Annotated in this window: 17 protein-coding genes; 6 read left to right on the top strand and 11 right to left on the bottom strand. The window is 66.6% G+C overall.

Going from position 1 to position 16,686, the window contains the following annotated elements; all coding sequences use genetic code 11:
• From V6M45_RS03365 to V6M45_RS03325, 9 genes are all read right to left on the bottom strand, one after another.
• Positions 1-1,026 (bottom strand): protein-glutamate methylesterase/protein-glutamine glutaminase, encoded by a 1,026-nt coding sequence (locus V6M45_RS03365; protein WP_332653999.1) that lies wholly within the window; start codon positions 1,024-1,026, stop codon positions 1-3.
• Entirely contained in the window at positions 1,023-1,889 is an 867-nt protein-coding gene (locus tag V6M45_RS03360; RefSeq protein WP_332653998.1) for a CheR family methyltransferase, read from the bottom strand. Before V6M45_RS03360 ends, V6M45_RS03365 begins: the two co-directional genes overlap by 4 nt.
• A complete protein-coding gene (locus V6M45_RS03355; protein WP_332653997.1) occupies positions 1,886-2,353 on the bottom strand; it encodes a chemotaxis protein CheW in 468 nt (155 codons plus the stop codon). Before V6M45_RS03355 ends, V6M45_RS03360 begins: the two co-directional genes overlap by 4 nt.
• A gap of 3 nt (positions 2,354-2,356) precedes the next feature.
• Positions 2,357-4,531 (bottom strand): chemotaxis protein CheA, encoded by a 2,175-nt coding sequence (locus V6M45_RS03350; protein WP_332653996.1) that lies wholly within the window; start codon positions 4,529-4,531, stop codon positions 2,357-2,359.
• A gap of 1 nt (position 4,532) precedes the next feature.
• On the bottom strand, positions 4,533-4,898 hold the full coding sequence (locus tag V6M45_RS03345) for a response regulator (RefSeq protein ID WP_332653995.1): 366 nt from the start codon (positions 4,896-4,898) through the stop codon (positions 4,533-4,535).
• Complete coding sequence (locus tag V6M45_RS03340; protein ID WP_332653993.1) at positions 4,895-5,173, bottom strand: STAS domain-containing protein; 279 nt, start codon at positions 5,171-5,173, stop codon at positions 4,895-4,897. Before V6M45_RS03340 ends, V6M45_RS03345 begins: the two co-directional genes overlap by 4 nt.
• A complete protein-coding gene (locus V6M45_RS03335; protein WP_332653992.1) occupies positions 5,173-7,077 on the bottom strand; it encodes a methyl-accepting chemotaxis protein in 1,905 nt (634 codons plus the stop codon). The genes V6M45_RS03340 and V6M45_RS03335 overlap by 1 nt, the downstream gene beginning before the upstream one ends.
• A 44-nt stretch (positions 7,078-7,121) precedes the next feature.
• Positions 7,122-7,811, bottom strand: a complete 690-nt coding sequence (locus V6M45_RS03330) for a TorF family putative porin (protein WP_332653991.1) — start codon at positions 7,809-7,811, stop codon at positions 7,122-7,124.
• 79 nt (positions 7,812-7,890) lie between these two features.
• Positions 7,891-8,325 (bottom strand): response regulator, encoded by a 435-nt coding sequence (locus V6M45_RS03325; protein WP_332653990.1) that lies wholly within the window; start codon positions 8,323-8,325, stop codon positions 7,891-7,893.
• 287 nt (positions 8,326-8,612) lie between these two features.
• On the opposite strand from V6M45_RS03325, the gene V6M45_RS03320 reads away from it, so the two are divergent.
• Together V6M45_RS03320 and V6M45_RS03315 are read left to right on the top strand one after the other, a co-directional pair.
• Positions 8,613-9,929 (top strand): two-component system sensor histidine kinase NtrB, encoded by a 1,317-nt coding sequence (locus V6M45_RS03320; protein ID WP_332653989.1) that lies wholly within the window; start codon positions 8,613-8,615, stop codon positions 9,927-9,929.
• Positions 9,926-10,534, top strand: coding sequence for a response regulator transcription factor (locus V6M45_RS03315; protein ID WP_332653988.1), 609 nt, complete (start codon positions 9,926-9,928; stop codon positions 10,532-10,534). The genes V6M45_RS03320 and V6M45_RS03315 overlap by 4 nt, the downstream gene beginning before the upstream one ends.
• A 291-nt stretch (positions 10,535-10,825) precedes the next feature.
• Here V6M45_RS03315 and V6M45_RS03310 read toward each other — a convergent pair whose 3' ends face one another.
• Entirely contained in the window at positions 10,826-11,647 is an 822-nt protein-coding gene (locus V6M45_RS03310) for a PhzF family phenazine biosynthesis protein (protein ID WP_332653987.1), read from the bottom strand.
• A gap of 567 nt (positions 11,648-12,214) precedes the next feature.
• Here V6M45_RS03310 and V6M45_RS03305 point away from each other — a divergent pair.
• Together V6M45_RS03305 and V6M45_RS03300 are read left to right on the top strand one after the other, a co-directional pair.
• On the top strand, positions 12,215-13,447 hold the full coding sequence (locus tag V6M45_RS03305; RefSeq protein WP_332653986.1) for an MFS transporter: 1,233 nt from the start codon (positions 12,215-12,217) through the stop codon (positions 13,445-13,447).
• A 239-nt stretch (positions 13,448-13,686) separates the two neighbouring features.
• On the top strand, positions 13,687-14,163 hold the full coding sequence (locus tag V6M45_RS03300; protein WP_332653984.1) for a cupin domain-containing protein: 477 nt from the start codon (positions 13,687-13,689) through the stop codon (positions 14,161-14,163).
• Here the strand turns inward: V6M45_RS03300 and V6M45_RS03295 are convergent.
• On the bottom strand, positions 14,154-14,507 hold the full coding sequence (locus V6M45_RS03295) for a hypothetical protein (protein ID WP_332653983.1): 354 nt from the start codon (positions 14,505-14,507) through the stop codon (positions 14,154-14,156). The genes V6M45_RS03300 and V6M45_RS03295 overlap by 10 nt on opposite strands.
• 63 nt (positions 14,508-14,570) lie before the next feature.
• On the opposite strand from V6M45_RS03295, the gene V6M45_RS03290 reads away from it, so the two are divergent.
• Both V6M45_RS03290 and V6M45_RS03285 read left to right on the top strand, forming a co-directional pair.
• Entirely contained in the window at positions 14,571-15,557 is a 987-nt protein-coding gene (locus V6M45_RS03290; RefSeq protein ID WP_332653982.1) for a GlxA family transcriptional regulator, read from the top strand.
• A 201-nt stretch (positions 15,558-15,758) separates the two neighbouring features.
• The gene (locus tag V6M45_RS03285) at positions 15,759-16,658 is read left to right on the top strand and encodes an EamA family transporter (RefSeq protein ID WP_332653981.1); all 900 of its coding nucleotides are present in this window, start codon (positions 15,759-15,761) and stop codon (positions 16,656-16,658) included.
• The last annotated feature ends 28 nt before the right edge of the window (positions 16,659-16,686 follow it).

Below are 16,686 nucleotides of genomic sequence, written 5' to 3'. Positions count from 1 at the left end.
TCAGGCGGGATCGGCGCACAGATCGAGAATGGCGGCGGGAAGTCTGGAAAGCGGCAGCTGGCGCTCCACCGCTCCCAGTTCGAAGGCGGCGCGGGGCATGCCGTAGACGACACAGCTCCCTTCATCCTGGCCGAGGGTGGACGCCCCGGCCTGACGCATCTCGAGCAGGCCCTGGGCTCCGTCGCGGCCCATGCCGGTGAGGATCACGCCGGTCATCGGCCGACGCAGCGCCGCCACCGAGCGGAACAGGACGTCCACGGACGGGCGGTGGCCGCTGACCGTGTCGGATCGCACCAGGCGACACCGGGGCGTCAGGCCGCCGACTTCGAGATGGGTCTCGCCGCCGGGGGCTATGTAGATGCAGCCCCGCTCAAGCGGCGCGCCGTCGGTGGCCTCGCTCACGCGGGCGGCCGAGGCGCGGTCCAGTCGGGCCGCAAAGTTGGCGGTGAAGGTGGCGGGCATGTGCTGGGTGACGACGGTGGCGGGGCAATTCGCCGGAAAGGTCGAGAGAATGGTCAGCAAGGCCTCGACGCCGCCGGTGGAGGCGCCGATGGCGAGCACATGGTCCGTGGCGGCGCGATAGGTGGAAGACGCGGCGGCCGGGGCCGGGGCGACGCCTCCGCCCACCCGGACGCGGGACCGGGCGGCGACCTTCACCTTGGCGGCCAAATCGGCGAAGGCCTCCATCGCCGTGACGCCGGCTCCCGGCTTGCCCACCGCGTCGACGGCGCCCAGCTCCAGCGCGGCGAGGGTCACCTCGGCCCCGGCCTGGGTCAGGGTCGAGACCATGACCACCGGCATCGGCCGCAGCCGCATGATCTTCTCGAGGAACTCCAGGCCGTTCATGTTCGGCATCTCGACGTCCAGGGTGATGACGTCGGGGTTCAGGCGTTTGATGGCGTCTCGCGCCTCCAGCGGATCGCAGGCCGATCCGACCACCTCGATCTCGGGATCGCGCCGCAGGGCGGCCGTGATCAGGCCGCGCATGGTGGGGCTGTCGTCGACGACAAGCACGGAGACGGTCATGCGGCCAACCTGTAGGTCGTCAGACCGTTGGGAATGAGCCGGGCGGCGGCGGGACCGCTGACCCGTTCCGAGTGGCCGATGTAGAGGGTGGCGTCCGCCGCCATGGCGGGGACGAACCGGCTCCACACACGCTCCTGGGTCGCGTCGTCGAAATAGATCACGACGTTGCGGCAGAAGACGACGTCGAACCGTCCGCGCATCGGCCAGTCTCCGATCAGGTTCAGCTCACGGAAGCTGACGAGACGGCGCAGGGTGTCGCTGGCCTTCAGCCGGTCCGGGCCATGGGCCGGAGCCTTGTCGAACCAACGATGGCGCAGCAGCGCGGGCGCGGCGGCCAGGGTCTCTTCGGAATAGACCCCGGCGACCCCTTCGGCGACCATGTTCGGGTCGATGTCGGTGGCCAGAATGCGGACATCCAGATCGGCGGCTTCCGGCAGGACAGACAGCACCGTCATGGCCATCGAATAGGGTTCCTGACCGTTCGAACAGGCGGCGGACCACAGCCGGACGCGCCCGCCCGCCCGCGCGCGCGCGGCCAGCGTCGGCATCACCACGTCGCGCAGGTGGTCGAAATGGTGCGGTTCGCGGAAGAACCGGGTGACGTTGGTGGTCAGGGCCGCCGTCATCGCCTGGCGCTCGTCGACGCCGTCGACGCCCTGGATCAGGGTGCAATAGTCGCGGAAGGTACGCAGGCCGAGGGCGCGCAGCCGCTTGGCCAGCCGGGAGTAGACCAGCGCGGCCTTGCCCTCGTTCAGCGCGATGCCGGCGTGAGCGTGCAGGATATGGGCGATGTGGCGGAAATCCTCGGCCGTGAAGACGAACTCGCCCTCGACCAGCGCTTCCCGCCCGGCGGCGTCGGTCATGCTGCCTCGGCCTCGGATTCCGGCAGGATCCACCCCAGCTCGAGCAGGCTGATCATCCGGCCGTCGACAGCGAAGATGCCCTTGACGAAGGTCCGCACCTGGTCGCTGGCGACATCCGGCGTGGGCTGAACGGCCTCGTCGGTCAGCTGGATGATGTCGGAGACAGCGTCGACCAGAAGGCCGACCGTGCGCCCCCCGATGTGGGCCACCATGATGACGTGCCGGGCGGTCGGCTCCGAGGTGTTGAGCCCCAGGCGGGCGCCGAGATCGACGATCGGAAGGACCGCGCCGCGGAGGTTGATGACGCCTTTCATGTACCCCGGCGCGCGCGGCAGCGGGGTGGCCGGAGTCCAGCCGCGGATTTCACGCACCGACATGATGTCGACGCAGAATTCCTGCCGGCCGATCCGGAAGGCGATCAGTTCACGGGCGGGGACGGGCGCCGTCGGGACGATGTCGGACATGATTCAACTCGCGATCTTGAGTTCGGGACGCGCCGAGCGCCGACGCGCATTGGCCACGATGGCGTCGACGTCGAGGATCAGGGCGACCCGCCCGTCTCCGAGAATGGTCGCGGCGGCGACGCCCTCGACCTGGCGGTAGTTGGTTTCGAGGCTCTTGATCACCACCTGGCGCTGGCCCTGGATGGCGTCAAACAGCAGGGCGGCGCGCGCGCCGGATTCGGTTTCGACGACCACCGCGACTCCGTCCGAAGGCACGAGGGAGACATCCCGGAATCCCATCACCAGTCCGACATCGACGAGCGGCGTGAACTGCTCCCTGAACAGGATCACCGCATCGTGGCCGCCGACGTAGTGCACGTCCTCCGGCCTCGGCGTCAGGCTTTCGACAATGGCCGTCAGCGGCGCCACGAGCGTCTGGTCGGCCGCTGACACCACCATGCCGTCCAGCACCGCGAGCGTCAGCGGCAGGCTGAGGGTGAAGGTGGAGCCCTTGCCGGGCGCCGAAGCGATCGAAATGCGCCCGCCCAGGGCCTGGATCGACCGGCGCACCACGTCCATCCCGACGCCGCGGCCCGAGATGTCGGAAACCGCGTCGGCGGTTGAGAAGCCGGGCAGGAAGATCAGGTTGTCGATCTCGTCGTCCGTCAGCACCGCATCCTCGGGGATCAGGCCCCGTGAGACGGCGATGCCGCGCACCCGTTCCCGGTTGATGCCGCGGCCGTCGTCGCTGATCTCGATGACGATGCGACCGGACCGGTGAAGGGCGGCGAGGCGGACGGTCCCCTCCCCGCTCTTGCCTGCGGCGAGGCGGTCCTCGGGGGTTTCAAGGCCGTGGTCGATGGCGTTGCGGATCATGTGGGTGATGGGTTCGGCCAGACGCTCCACCACCGTCTTGTCGACCTCGGTGGCCTCGCCTTCGGTGACCAGACGGACGCGCTTGCCCGTCATCTCGCCGACTTCCCGCACCAGTCGCGGCATGCGCTGGAACACGGACTTCACCGGCTGGGCCCGGATGGCCATGACGCTGTCCTGGATCTCACGGGTCAGCAGCTCGAGATCCTCAAGCCCGACCGAGATGCCCGATGAGCGGGCGAGGCCGCTCTCGATCACCCGCTGGGCGAGCATCGCCTGCTGGATGACCAGTTCGCCGACAACGTTGATCAGGCGATCGACGCGGTCGAGGTCGACCCGGATGGTGACGGCGGCGGGAGCGGCCGGGCTGACGGGGCCGGCCGGCGCCGCAGCGACGGACGACGGGAGCGGCTCGGTGGGCGCGGCCTCAATCGCTGGCGCGAGCGCCTGCGGTTCAGGCGCCTCGGCCGCGGCCCGGGCCAGCAGGGCGGCGATATCCAGATCCGGCGCGGATTCTGGCGGCTGTTCGTCGGGAGTCGCCGCGGGCAGAGGGTCGACGGTCAGGTCGCAGTCGGTCTCGACGAAGTCGAACACCTCCCGCACCGCGGCCTCGTCGACAGCGCCGACCAGGTCGAGCGTCCAGCAGAGGTAGGCCTCCTCGGGCACAAGGGCGGCCAGATCCGGAAGGGCCGAGGCGTCGAGCGCCACATCCAGCGAACCGAGCCGCGACAACTCGCGCAACAGCAGTCCCGTCTCGTTGGCCTTGGCGTACATGCGGGCGTGGGGACGGAAGACCACTCGCCACCCGGCCGGACTGGCCGCCGGGCCGCCCAGCGCGGAGACGTCGAAGGCGACGGGCCGGAATCCGAACTCATCCGCCTCGGGCTGCGCCGGTTCCGAGACCACGGCCGCAGACGGGACGACGCCGCCATGAATCAGCATCTCCAGCTCGGCGACCAGGGCGCTCGATCGCGCCTCGTCCACCGGCGCGGCCTGACCGCGAGCGGCCGAGACATGGTCCGCCAGTACGTCCGACGCCCGCAGCAGGGCCTTGACCGTCGGCGGATCGCAGGGCTTGCGGCCCGAGCGCAGCTCGTCCAGCAGCGTTTCGAAGACGTGGGCGAAACGAACCAGTTCATCCAGTCCGAAGGCGCCGGCGCCGCCCTTCACCGAGTGAACAGCGCGGAAGACAGCGTTGATCGTCTCGTCATCGGCCGAGCCCGCCTCGATGGCGAGCAGACCGGTTTCGAGGTCGCCCAGCAGCTCGTCGCACTCCTGGAAGAAGGTGACCTTGATCGCTTCGAAAGGATCAGCGGCGTCGGTCATCTCAGGCGGCCACCCGGCGCACGGCGTCGACCAGCTTGACCGGGTCGAACGGCTTGACGATCCAGCCCGTCGCGCCAGCGTCGCGGGCGCGCTGCTTCTTGGCGGCATCGCTCTCGGTGGTCAGAACCAGAACCGGGATCGCCCGGTGACGGGGGTCTGCACGCACGCCTTCGATGAAGCCGAAGCCGTCCATCCGGGGCATGTTGATGTCGGTGATCACGACATCAGCGCCCTCCGCGCTCAGCGTCTCCAGCCCGTCGACGCCGTCGACGGCCTGGATCACCCGATAGCCCGCCTCGACGAGGGCAAGCATCAGCATGTCACGCATGGTCCGGGAGTCGTCGACAGTGAGTACAGTCTTGGTCACGCGGCTTCTCCCCGGGCGGACGCGGCGTCCGGCGCTCCAAAGGCGTTCCACTGGCTGGCGAAGGCTTCGGAGACCTGGTCGATGATCAGGCTCAGCCCGTCCCGCGCCCAGGTCTGCTGGGCCGAGATCAGCACCTGCAGGCAGAGGGCGCCGAGACGATCTACGGCCGAACCATCGACCACCACCGCCTGCCCACGGAGGGCGAGCAGTTCTTCCCGCAAGGGGGCCGCCTGCTGGATGTCCAGCACGGCAGGCAGGACGACGACGGCGGTCATCAGAATTCTTCCCAGCCGTCTTCAACCGCTTGGGGCTTCAGCGCCGCACCGCCCCGGCCCAGGGTCTTGAGAGCCGTCACCGATCGGGCGGCGGGCCGTGCGGCGGTACGCGCCGCGGGAGGCGTCGCGCCGATCCGGAACCGGGACACCGAGCCGGCGAGGCTTTCCGCCTCCTGCGAAAGCGAGTGGCTGGCGGCGGTGGACTGTTCCACCATGGCGGCGTTCTGCTGGGTCACCTGGTCCATCTGGTTGACGGCGGTGTTGACCTGCTGGAGGCCGGTCGCCTGCTCCTGAGCAGAGGCGGCGATCTCGGAGACAAGACCGTCGATTTCGGCGACGCGGCCGACGATACGCTGCAGCGCCTCTCCGGTCTGCCCGACCAGGCTGACCCCGGAGTTGACTTGGTTGGTCGAGGCGGAGATCAGCACCTTGATCTCCTTGGCCGCCTCGGCCGAGCGCTGGGCCAGGGCCCGCACCTCGGAGGCCACCACCGCGAAGCCGCGGCCGGCGTCGCCCGCCCGGGCCGCCTCGACCCCTGCGTTGAGCGCCAGCAGATTGGTCTGGAAGGCGATCTCGTCGATGACGCCGATGATCTGGCTGATCTCCTGGGCCGACTTCTCGATCGCGCCCATGGCCCCGACGGCGTCGCGCACCACTACCCCGGAGGTCTCGGCGTCCCCCTTGGCGGCCTTGACGGTCTCGGAGGCCTGACGGGCGCCCGAGGCGGTGCGGTTGACCGTGGCGGTGATCTCGTCCAGCGCCGCGGCGGTCTCCTCCAGCGAGGCGGCCTGTTGTTCGGTGCGGCGCGACAGGTCGTCGGCGGCCTGGCTGATCTCTCCGGCTCCCGAGCGGATGGCCGAGACATTGGTCACCACCACAGCCATGGCTTCCTCAAGCTGGACCACCGCGCGGTTGAAGTCTTCCTTCAGCCGGGCGGCCTTGGGAGCCACTTCGGCGGTGAAGCGGTGCGTCAGGTCGCCGTCGGCCATGGCCGCCAGACCCTCGGCCAGGGCGGTTATGGCGATCCGGTCGTACTCGGCCTCGCGCGCCTTCTCTTCCTCGTTCCGGGCCCGCTCCGCCTCGACCGCCGCACGCTCCGCCGCGGTCTCGGCCTCGAGGCGCAGTTTCTCGACGGCGGCGTCGCGGAAGGCGAGGACGGCCTGTCCGAACTGGCCGAACTCGTCCTTGCGGCGCGACATGGGCGCCTCAATGGAGGTGTCGCCCTGCATAAGCCGCCTCATGTCAGAGATCAGGCTGTTGATAGGGCCCACCAGGGCGCGGGTGATCACAATGCCGGCGCCGATCGCCATGATCACCGCGGCGACCAGACCGACCAACAGGGCGATGAGGGCCGTTCGTGCGGCGTTGATCTGGGCGTTCTCCGCCTCCTCGAGGTGCGCCACGTTGGCGGCGTCAATCGCCTCCATCGCTTCTTCGGCCTTGCCGATATAGGTGTCGGCGGATCCCTGGCGCCCCACCATGGCGATGGCCTGGGCGCGGGTCGACGGGTCGGCGGCCAGCCGGCGCGCAACGGTCACGACGTTCTCGAACCATTCGTCCGCCGCGCCCTCAAGGGCTTCCGTCTCCGCCTGTACGCCGAGACCGGGAATCTCCCGGATCTCCTTCACCGCCTGCTTGAAATCGGCCCGGTGGGCGTCGAGGCGCTGCAGGTAATAGGGGTCGTTGGAAATCAGGAACCCGCGGAGGCTGTTCTCCTGACGGGCCAGCTTCAGCTCCGCCAAGGCGGTATCGCGCACCGCCTCATTGGCCTCGCTGCGGGTCACGCCCGCACGCTCCATGGCCTGGAGGTTGAAGAGGATGACCCCGCCCATGGCGAGGATGGCGAGCAGCACCGCCGAGAAGGCGATGAGCAGCTTGCGGCTGACGGGCAGGTTGGTGAACACGGGCGATTTCCTCGAAGGCCGTTGGAGGACGATGCGGAAAGGGATCAGAATGAGAGGGACAGGGAGCCGACGAGGCGGCCCTCATAGGCTTCGCCGCGGCTGTGTCCGTCGGTGTCGTACCAGCGGACATCCAGGGCCAGCCGATCGGTGAGCTTGCGCTTCACCCCGGCGTTCCAGGCGACGTATTCCGCGCCGCCTTCGGCGGTGCGCTCGCCCAAGGCCGCGGAGGCCTTGGTACGGCGGTCGATCGCCATCGACGCCTGCCCTTCGACCCACCATGCCTCGCGCGTTCCGGCGAAACCGTCCGGCGTATAGTTCACCCGCAGCCGGGCGCCGATGGGCCCGAGCGACCGTGAGATGTCAGCCTGGTACTCCATGAAGTTGGCGTCGACGCCGGAGCGGGTGCCGGGAAGATCCTTGTTCATCGCCGACAGGTCGAACTCGAAACCGGCGAACTCCGGGCGGTAACCTACCGTTGTAACGATTTCCGAGTCCGAGCCCTGGCTCAGCTCCGCGGTCGAGGCGAACACGCTGCCGTAGAACTGACCGGCGCTGACCTCGACGGACCCAAAGACGCTCGGGTCTTCAGCGCTCTTGCCGATGCCCTTGCCGACATACTGGGTCGCGACGCCGATCTGGCCGCTGAAGTCCTGGGCATGGGCGGCGGCCGGAGCGGAGGCGGCGCCGACGGCGAGCAGGAGGAAGGAAGTGGAAAAACGCGTTCTGCGGGACATGAAACTCTCTCGGACGTTGTTCCCGCAAACTCCGCCGCACGCTGATATTTTCTATGAACCGTCACATACGTAGGAATACCTACGCGACTTCCAGGGCGGCCGGCATGCGGCTGGCCCGGAACACTTCGGCTGGCGGGACGAAGCTGACGGCGACGGCGTCTACTGCGGCCAGCAATGTCTCAACGCACAGGGGCTTGGATATCCAGCCATTGGCGCCGGCGCTGGCCATGCGGTTGCGCGTCTCCGGGGCCTGCTCGCTGGATACGACGAACACCGGCGTATGCGCGAAGGCGTCCCGTGACCGGATTTCACGAACGAGGTCTGCGCCATTCCCCCCGGGCATGGAGTAGTCGGTCAGAATCAGATCGGGCTGGCGCCTATCAAGGATCTCAAGCGCCCGGGCCACATCCTCGGCCAGCAGAACAATATGGCCCCCTGCGACGAGAATGGTTCCCACCAGGGTCCGCATCGCAGCGCAATCGTCGACAACCAGCACAGTCAGGGTCCGCTTCATGATCTCTCCTCACCCTGCGGACGGTGAGCGCAGATCGAAAATAAGCGGTAATCCCGGCGGTACGTAGAACACCTTAGACGCCTTCCATACACTTCTGAGGTGAAATGCGATTCGGTTGGGGCCCCGCGGCCGAAGCCGTCCAGTGAATACCGCCGTAAAAAGTACAGTAGCTTTTGCTTAAAAGACCCGACATTTCCGGCTCCAGGCCCTCGCTGACGACGGCCCAAAGCTATCTCGTCCCGGTCGTTGCGGTCGCCGCCTGTCTTTTGGTCAGGCAGATTCTCGAGGTGGTCGGCCAATTTTACTACCTGCCGTTCGTGCCCGCCGTGATGGCTACGGCCATGCTTTCGGGTCGGGGGCAGACGGCCGTCGCCGTCAGCTTGTCGATCATCGCCAACGTTGCGCTCGTGGCTCGGCTGGGCTGGGTGGATACGGCGACCAACGCCCTGCTTTTTGTCGCCGTTTCATGGTTCATCGCGGTCATGTGCTGGCGCCTGCGGGCCATGCAGGAACGCGCGCACGAGCTGTCCCTGCGTCTCACCCACCGCAACCGAATGCTGGACGCCATCCTCGCCTCCACCCCGGTCGTAGCGATCGACAGGGAGCGGCGTGTGAGCTTCCTCACCCGGAGGGCCTGCACCGTGCTGGGCGTCACTTCGGAAGAGGCGATGGGCCGGGACTTCGGCGACTATGTGCAGGCCCTTCAGGGAGACTGGATGGACAGCGGCGAGGACGCAGTCTGGACAGGGCGGCGCCCGGACGGCGAGACCTTTCCCCTGAGCATCCAGGTCGGCCTGATGCCCGACAATCCGGATGGCGTGCTCGCCACCCTGTGCCTGACGGACCTGACCCTGGCCCATGCCGCCGACGCCAGGGCGCGAGAGCTTCACACCCAGCTCAACCGGGTCTGGCGGCTGAACTCCCTGGGCGAGATGGCGGCGTCGCTCGCGCACGAACTGAACCAGCCCCTCACAGCCGCGACCACCTACCTTCACGCCAGCCAGGACTCGCTGGAGAAGGTCGGCCTGATGGGCCAGAGCGCTGGTCGGACGATCGAACTGGCCAAGGCGCAACTGTTGCGGGCCGGAGGGATCATCCGACGGATGCGGGAACTGCTGGCCCATGAAACCCGCAGTCTGGAAGTGGAGCGGGTCGCCGCGATGGTCGCGGACCTGCATGGCGTTCTGCTGATGATCCAGGCCGACGGCCGGGTGAAAATTGAAATGGACATAGACGACCTGAACGATCACGTCCGGGCCGAGCGGATCCAGTTCCAGCAAGCCATCATCAACCTCGTGCGCAACGCCGCTGAAGCGCTGGAAGACCATCCTGACGGCCGCATACGGGTGATCGGCCGGGCGAGGTCGGACTCGGTCTTCGAGGTCCGGGTCGAGGACAACGGCGGCGGAGTGGCCCCCAGGCAGCTTGAGAAGATCTTCCGGCCCCTGACGACCACAAAGCGATCGGGCATGGGGCTCGGCCTGTCCGTAACCCGGACCATCGTCGAGAGCCATGGCGGGACGCTGTCGGTCGAAAGGAGCGAACTCGGCGGAGCAGCGTTCGTTTTTGGTCTCATGCGGGAGCGGGAACTGGAGGACGCATGAAGGGCCATTCAGTCTTCATCATCGACGACGACGAAGCGGTACGGGACTCGCTCGTGACGCTGTTGCGGGGACAGGGCGTTACGGCGCGTAGCTTTGTCAGCGGCGACGACTTCTTCGCGCGTCTGCCCGAGACGGAGACGGCCTGCGTCGTCACGGACATCCGGATGCCTGGCATGGACGGCGCTGAAGTCGTCCGTCGGCTGAACGAACTGCGGCCCGGCGCCTGGCCCGTGATCGTCATCACCGGACATGCCGACGTTCCGATGGCCGTTCAGCTGATGAAGTCGGGCGTGGTTGATTTCATCGAGAAACCATTCGACCCGAACCGTCTGTTCGAATCCCTTATGGGATGCCTGGGCGTGCTCACGGACAGGGTCACCCGGCAGAAGACCGCCCGACAGGCGGAACTGCGGCTCGCTGAGCTGACCCCCCGGGAGCGGCAGGTGTTCGAGGCGCTTGTCGAGGGCAGGTCGAACAAGGAGATCGGCCTTGCCCTGAACATCAGCCCGCGCACGGTCGAGATCTTTCGCGCAAAGGTCATGACGAAGATGCAGGCCGACAGTCTGTCGGCGCTGGTCCGGATCGCACTGAGTATCCGCGGGTGATCTTTCGAGCGGAGAGTTTGACCTGGATTACCCGCTCCGCCACGCCCCCTCCGGAACAGTCTCTGATCTGACCCGTGGCCCGACAGGGCCCCGACCTCGGGTTCATTCGCCGCCGGCTCCCGTACTCCCCGCTGTTCCGCACCTTCGGAGCCGCCATCCGGCCGCTGTTGGCCGGTCAGTCCCTGCGCGAACCGCCTCTGGGTGAGTTTCCCGGTTATGGGGCGGAACTGGATCAGATGTTTTCGAGAGGCCGAGTTCGCGGTTGGGAACCACCGCGCCTCGTAAAGCCGGTCACTCCTCGATCGAGAGACGCAGGCGGCTCTCCGAATAGGTGATCGCGTTCCCGCTGAGCATCACCCGATCGCCTTGCACGCGCCCCCGGAACTCTGCGCCGCGGCCCGGGTATGCTTGAGCGAAGCGGACGGAAGGCGTCGCGAACCGCGGCGACATAATCGGGGTAAGAAGGCCGTGAAACGAGCCCGTCGCCGGATCCTCGGGAATCCCGTATCCGGGTGCGAAGAAGCGGTCGACGACCTGGTGTGATGATCCCGGCGCGTCCAGGGCGGCAACTCCCACGTTCCCCTGCCCGCCCAAGGACAGCGAGATATCGCGAAGTGCTTCCAGGTCCGGCCGCAGCGTCCTGACCTCATCGGCGGTTGTCAGTAAGGCGATGAGATAGGCGCCAGCCCAGACCTCCAGCGGCTTCACGCCAAGAGCGCCAGCCAGTCCTGGCGGCGTTGGAATGCGGGTGGCGTGTTGCAGGGGCAGGGAGAGCTCGTAGCCGCCCGCAATCGGCTCAACAGACAAGGGGCCTGAGTGGGTCTCAAAGTTTGCGCTGGAGGAAATTGATCGCAACTCTGTGAACAGAACATGGGCGGCAGCCAAGGTCGCGTGTCCACACAGAGGCACCTCGACGCTGGGAGTGAACCACCGCAAGCCGAATGAACGGCCGTCCGGGTCAGCGACGAGAAATGCCGTCGCACCAACATTGTTTTCCTGGGCGATGGACTGCATCAGCGCATCAGCAGGCCACCGCGCCAAGGGTTCAACGACGCAGGCGGGATTTCCCCCAAACAGCGTTGGCGTAAATGAATCGACGGTCCACTGGCGCACGGAAAACGCTCCACCTTTGAGGCATGACCGACCGCCCAAGCGGACCTGATCGAGCCAGATGATCGGCGTTTCAGCCTGCTCTCGCAGGAGGCGCGGCGGACAAATTCCGGGCGGCGTTCGCCGAACAGCAAGGCCGCTGGCAATGTGGCCCCGATGCTGGTCATGACGAGGGAGCACCCGACGCTCGCCCGCTGTCTTACGCGGTTGGTCTCCCTGCAGGACCGGGTGAGTCCCGATCGTACTGGTGATGCGCCCGGCAAAGCCCACCCCGCCAAGTCGGCGTGGACTTCGCTGAACTCTGCGGGCCCTGGACCGATGCACCCGGCTTCGTTCCTGGCAAAATCGGCTCGGCCAATGTCGAATTTGACACTGGGGCGCGCGGTTCGCGCGCCGCACGATCATCCCGGTGATGGAGGGCCCGATGACTCACGGTGAGAACGCAGCTATGGCGCGAGATCGTCCTGCCGCTCCTCTCCCGGAAGGGATCGATCGCGTCGGCTGCCTCCGGTCGTGCCCGGCGCCTGGTGAAAGATCGTCGGGAGTTCATTCTCCCAAGGGCGAGCGGCGTTGACCTCGCCGGCTTCCATCGGGCGCTGGATGCGGGATCCCCTCATCCGCAGCATTGTCGTCGGCAGCATCATCGTAAGCGCCGCGGCTGGAGCCCGGCAGACTTTCGGCCTGTTTGTCGAACCCTTTTCGAGCGTCCGCGGACTTCCGGTGACGGAGGTGGCGTTCGCGATCGCCCTTCACAATCTCGTCTGGGGCTTCGCCCAGCCCGTGGCCGGCGCTGCGAGCGACCGGTTCGGCCCTGGCCCCGTCATCGCCTTTGGCGCAATCACCTATGGATTGGGCCTGACCCTGTCCGCCCTGATGCCGAGTGGGCCGATGCTGGTGGTGGGTATGGGCGTCCTGGTCGGCATTGGCATCAGCTGCTCCTCGTTTGGAGTCGTAACGGCGGCGGTGGGGAGCGCTGCGCCTCCGGAGAAGCGCAGCATGGCGCTGGGCCTGGCAAGCGCGGGGGGATCCGTCGGCCAGGTCGCCCTGGTACCCTTGGTCCAGCGCATCATGGAAGCGGGCGGAATCGGCGGCGCCCTCCTGTTTCTCGCGGCCTGCATTTTCGCGGCCGCTCCCTTGGGCTTCTTCCTGTTCAGGAGCCCCACCGAACCGGTGTCCCGGAATTCTCGGGAAGCAGGGGACCTGAAGAAGGTCTCAAGACAGGCGCTCGGCAACCGAGGCTTCGTTCAACTGACCCTCAGCTTTTTCACCTGCGGCTTCCAGCTGGCCTTCATCGCCACGCACCTGCCTGCCTACCTGGCACTCTGCCACATCCCACAGGCTTCTGCCGGTGCGGCCCTGGCGCTGATCGGCTTGTTCAACATAGCGGGGAGCTGGGCATGCGGGTGGCTGGGATCCCGGTTTCCGCAGCAGCAGATCCTGGGCTGGCTCTATCTGATGCGGAGCGTGGCGATCCTGTCGTTCTTCATGCTTCCGAAGTCCGAGATCTCTGTGCTCGCATTCGCCTCTGTCATGGGTCTGACCTGGCTAGGAACGGTCCCTCTCACAAGCGGACTGGTGGCCAGGATGTTCGGCGTCCGCCATTTGGGCGCGCTGTTCGGCGTCTGTTTTCTCGCCCATCAGATTGGATCGTTTCTGGGGGCCTGGTCAGGCGGCTACATCTTCGATCTTACAGGTTCGTATGTGACCATCTGGACCGCCACCTTCTTGCTCGGTCTGACTGCAGCAGCGCTGTGTTTCGGGATAGCGGACGGGCGCCCGGCGCCGACGCGAGCTATGGCTTAAAGGGCGACGCCGATCCGCTCCAGGCGCGACAGCGATCCCTTTTGCCGCGGCGGCGCGTTCGTCCCCCAGGCCGACCAATCGACAGTATTGGATTGGCGAGATAGCCTCGAAACAGTGCATTTTCGCCTCTTGGCTCGCTCCCGGTTCTGACGCGACCATGGTTGGCGCCGCGCGGTCCTGTTGCGGACAGGACGACAAGGCGGCTGTGGCTGGGTCGTAGAGGACGAAGAGGCTCGCAGATGACAGAGAAGAACTGGCCGATCACGCTTATCGCCAGCGAAGCGCCCACGCAGCTTGGCACCGGTTATCCGCCTGAGTTCGCCGAGAGGGTCGCCGGCCGCCGCAAACAGCGCCTCGGCGATCTGTTTGGCCTGGAAAACTTTGGGGTGAACCTCATCACGCTGCCGCCGGCGACCCAGTCCGCCACACGCCACAGGCATATGGTGCAAGACGAGTTCGTCTATGTGCTCTCGGGCGAACTGGTCCTGGTCCACGACGAAGGAGAGACGCTCCTTCGCGCCGGAGCCTGCGCCGGTTTCAGGCACGGGGGAACGGCTCACCACCTGATCAACCGGTCTAACGCAGACGCGAGTTACATTGAGATTGGAGATCGCCTGCCTGGCGACACGGCGGAATGCCCCGATGACGATCTCGTACCGGTCCGCACAGAGACGGGGTGGCGCTACACCCGCAAGAACGGCGAGCCCTACGCTTGAGCGACCCTGCGATCGATCATGAGGGTTTGGGTCGCCTGCGCGAACGGGCCGAGGCAATCACTGAGCGCGGTCACGCACACAGTGCGCCCGCCGACATGAGGCAGGCAGTGCGATTCCAGCCGTATCCATCCGCCTTCAGGCGGTCGGACGAAGCCCACGGACAAGTCGAGCGACGGATATGTCCAGTCCAGAAAGGACAGATCGGCCGCGATGCCGCTCCAGTGGCTCACCGTCCAGGGGCCGCGCGCGGCGGGCGGGGCGATGAACCGGCCGGGCTGATCACAGGCAACAAAGATCGGGCCGCTCATGCACACCGCGTTTTCGGGCCGTTTGGGAACAGCCATCCTGAAGGCTCCAGTCGCGTCGCCGCCAGTGGCGGATTGGACACCCAGCGAGGACGATGAGACATGCCATCGACCACCATCTTCACCTTGAGCGCGCCGCTGGCCTCAAGCGTAGCCATCACCATTGACGTTCTGGCGATGGCCAATCGGGTGTCCCACTCTCTCGGACGCCCCTCTCCTTTTCATGTGAAGATCCAGGGCGCAGGAGCGGCGCTGTTCCGCCCGTTTCTGGCCTTTCCTGAAGCGACCCATGACGAACCGGACCTCTTCATCCTGCCGGCGCAAGGCCTGTCCAAGGCTGAGAATTACTCCGATCGACTGGCTGAGCCGGACGCGACGGAAGGACGACAAGCGATCCAATCCGCTTTTCACGCTGGCGCGCATATCGCCAGCTCCTGCACCGGAACCCTGCTGCTGGCGAGCTCAGGTCTTCTCGACGGCCAGCGGGCGACGACCGCCTGGTGGCTGGCGCCTGTCTTCAAAGAGTTGTTCCCCAAGGTCTCTCTCGACACCACCGAACTTGTGGTGACCGACGGCCGTCTCACGACAGCGGGCGCCGCCATGGCGCAGATGGACCTGATGGTGGGACTCGTGGCCCGCTATGCCGGCGCCGAGATCGCTGAAGGGTGTGCGCGCCGGATGGTTCTGGACGAGCGCCGCTCCCAGGTTCCCTACATGGCCTTGAGCCTGTTGGCCGCTTCCAACGAAGGGGTGGCGCGCGCCGCCGCCTGGGCCCGCTCTCGACTGGCGGACCGGATCGGGGTGAACGATCTGGCGGCAAGCGTAAGGCAGTCGCCACGGACCTTCGCCCGTCGGGTGACAGCGGCGACGGGCCTTTCCCCCATTCAGTTCCTGCAACAGCTTCGAATGGAACGTGCGATCGAGCTGATCGAAACCACGATGCTGCCGTTCGAAGAGATTGCCTTTCGCGTCGGCTATTCGGACCCTTCGACCCTGCGCGCGCTCATCCGCCGGTGTTCGGGGATGGGTCCGAGGGACCTGCGAACCCGCGCGCGAGGTGCGCTCAACGGCGCCGGCGCCCCGACCTAGCCTTCTCGCGGGCCTGACCAAGTTACGCAGCGGCGGCCCACGAGTAGGGCCCCGCCGCGCGGGTCATCACAGCACCTGGCGAAAAGCCCACAACGCCTGTCAGATCGTCATCTGGCGACCCTGTGCAGCCACGCTCACCATCTGGCGGATGTCCACCTCGCATTCGTCCTCAACCCCATTGCGCATCCTTCGGCGGCGCGCTTGACCCCGCGGCTCCCTGCTCATCATCTGGCGTTAGCGGGTCTCGTAGTCCTGATCTGGGGCTCGAATTTCATAGCGGTGAAGTGGGGCCTTGATCGCATGGAGCCGCTGGCGCTGTGTGCATGGCGCTTTTTGTTTTCCTTTGCGCCCGCCTGTCTGATCTTGCGCCCTCCCCGCGGCCACATGCGCCTGGTGGCGGCCTTTGGGATCCTGACCGGGCTTGGACAGTTCGGGCTGCTTTTCATAGCTATGGAGCATTTCATTAGCCCGGCGATGGCCTCGGTGGTGGTGCAGGCCCAGGCCTTCTTCAACGTCGCACTGGCGGGGGTGGTGTTGAGGGAGGGGATCAGACCGTCCCAGATCCTGGGCTGCTTGGTGGCAGCCGCGGGGCTGGTCGTGATCGGCTTTTACGGCGGCGCATCCGCCACCCTGATTGGCGTTCTGCTCACGCTTACTGCGGCTCTCTCATGGGCGGTTTCCAATGTGATCGTGCGCAAATGCGACTACCGGGGCGACCTGCTGAACTTCATGGTCTGGAGCAGCTTGTTCGCCACGCTGCCGCTCGCGGCCCTATCGCTCACTCTGGAGGGGCCAGAAGCCCTGACGCTCCCCATGACCCGCTTCGACTGGAGTCTGGTCGCTCTGATCGCCTGGCAGGCCTACGCCAATACGGTATTCAGCTATGCGGTGTGGAACGCGCTCGTCAGACGATATTCTTTAAGCAGGATCGCTCCGCTTACCCTGCTGATCCCGGTGATCACCATCGCCCTTGCCGTGGTGCTGCTCGATGAAAAGCTGGCCGGTTGGAAGATCCTGTCCGCGGCGCTGATCATCACCGGCATCGGACTGCCCCACATGCTTCGCCCCCGGATGGGGCCCACAAGGGATACCCCGGCCTAATGCGCTTCCCTTCCTGTCGGGCGGTCGA

This window comes from Brevundimonas sp., assembly GCF_036676055.1.
Classification (GTDB): Bacteria; Pseudomonadota; Alphaproteobacteria; order Caulobacterales; family Caulobacteraceae; genus Brevundimonas.
The sequence above is the reverse complement of the archived record's forward strand: the minus strand, read 5'-3'. Positions and strand labels throughout refer to the sequence as shown.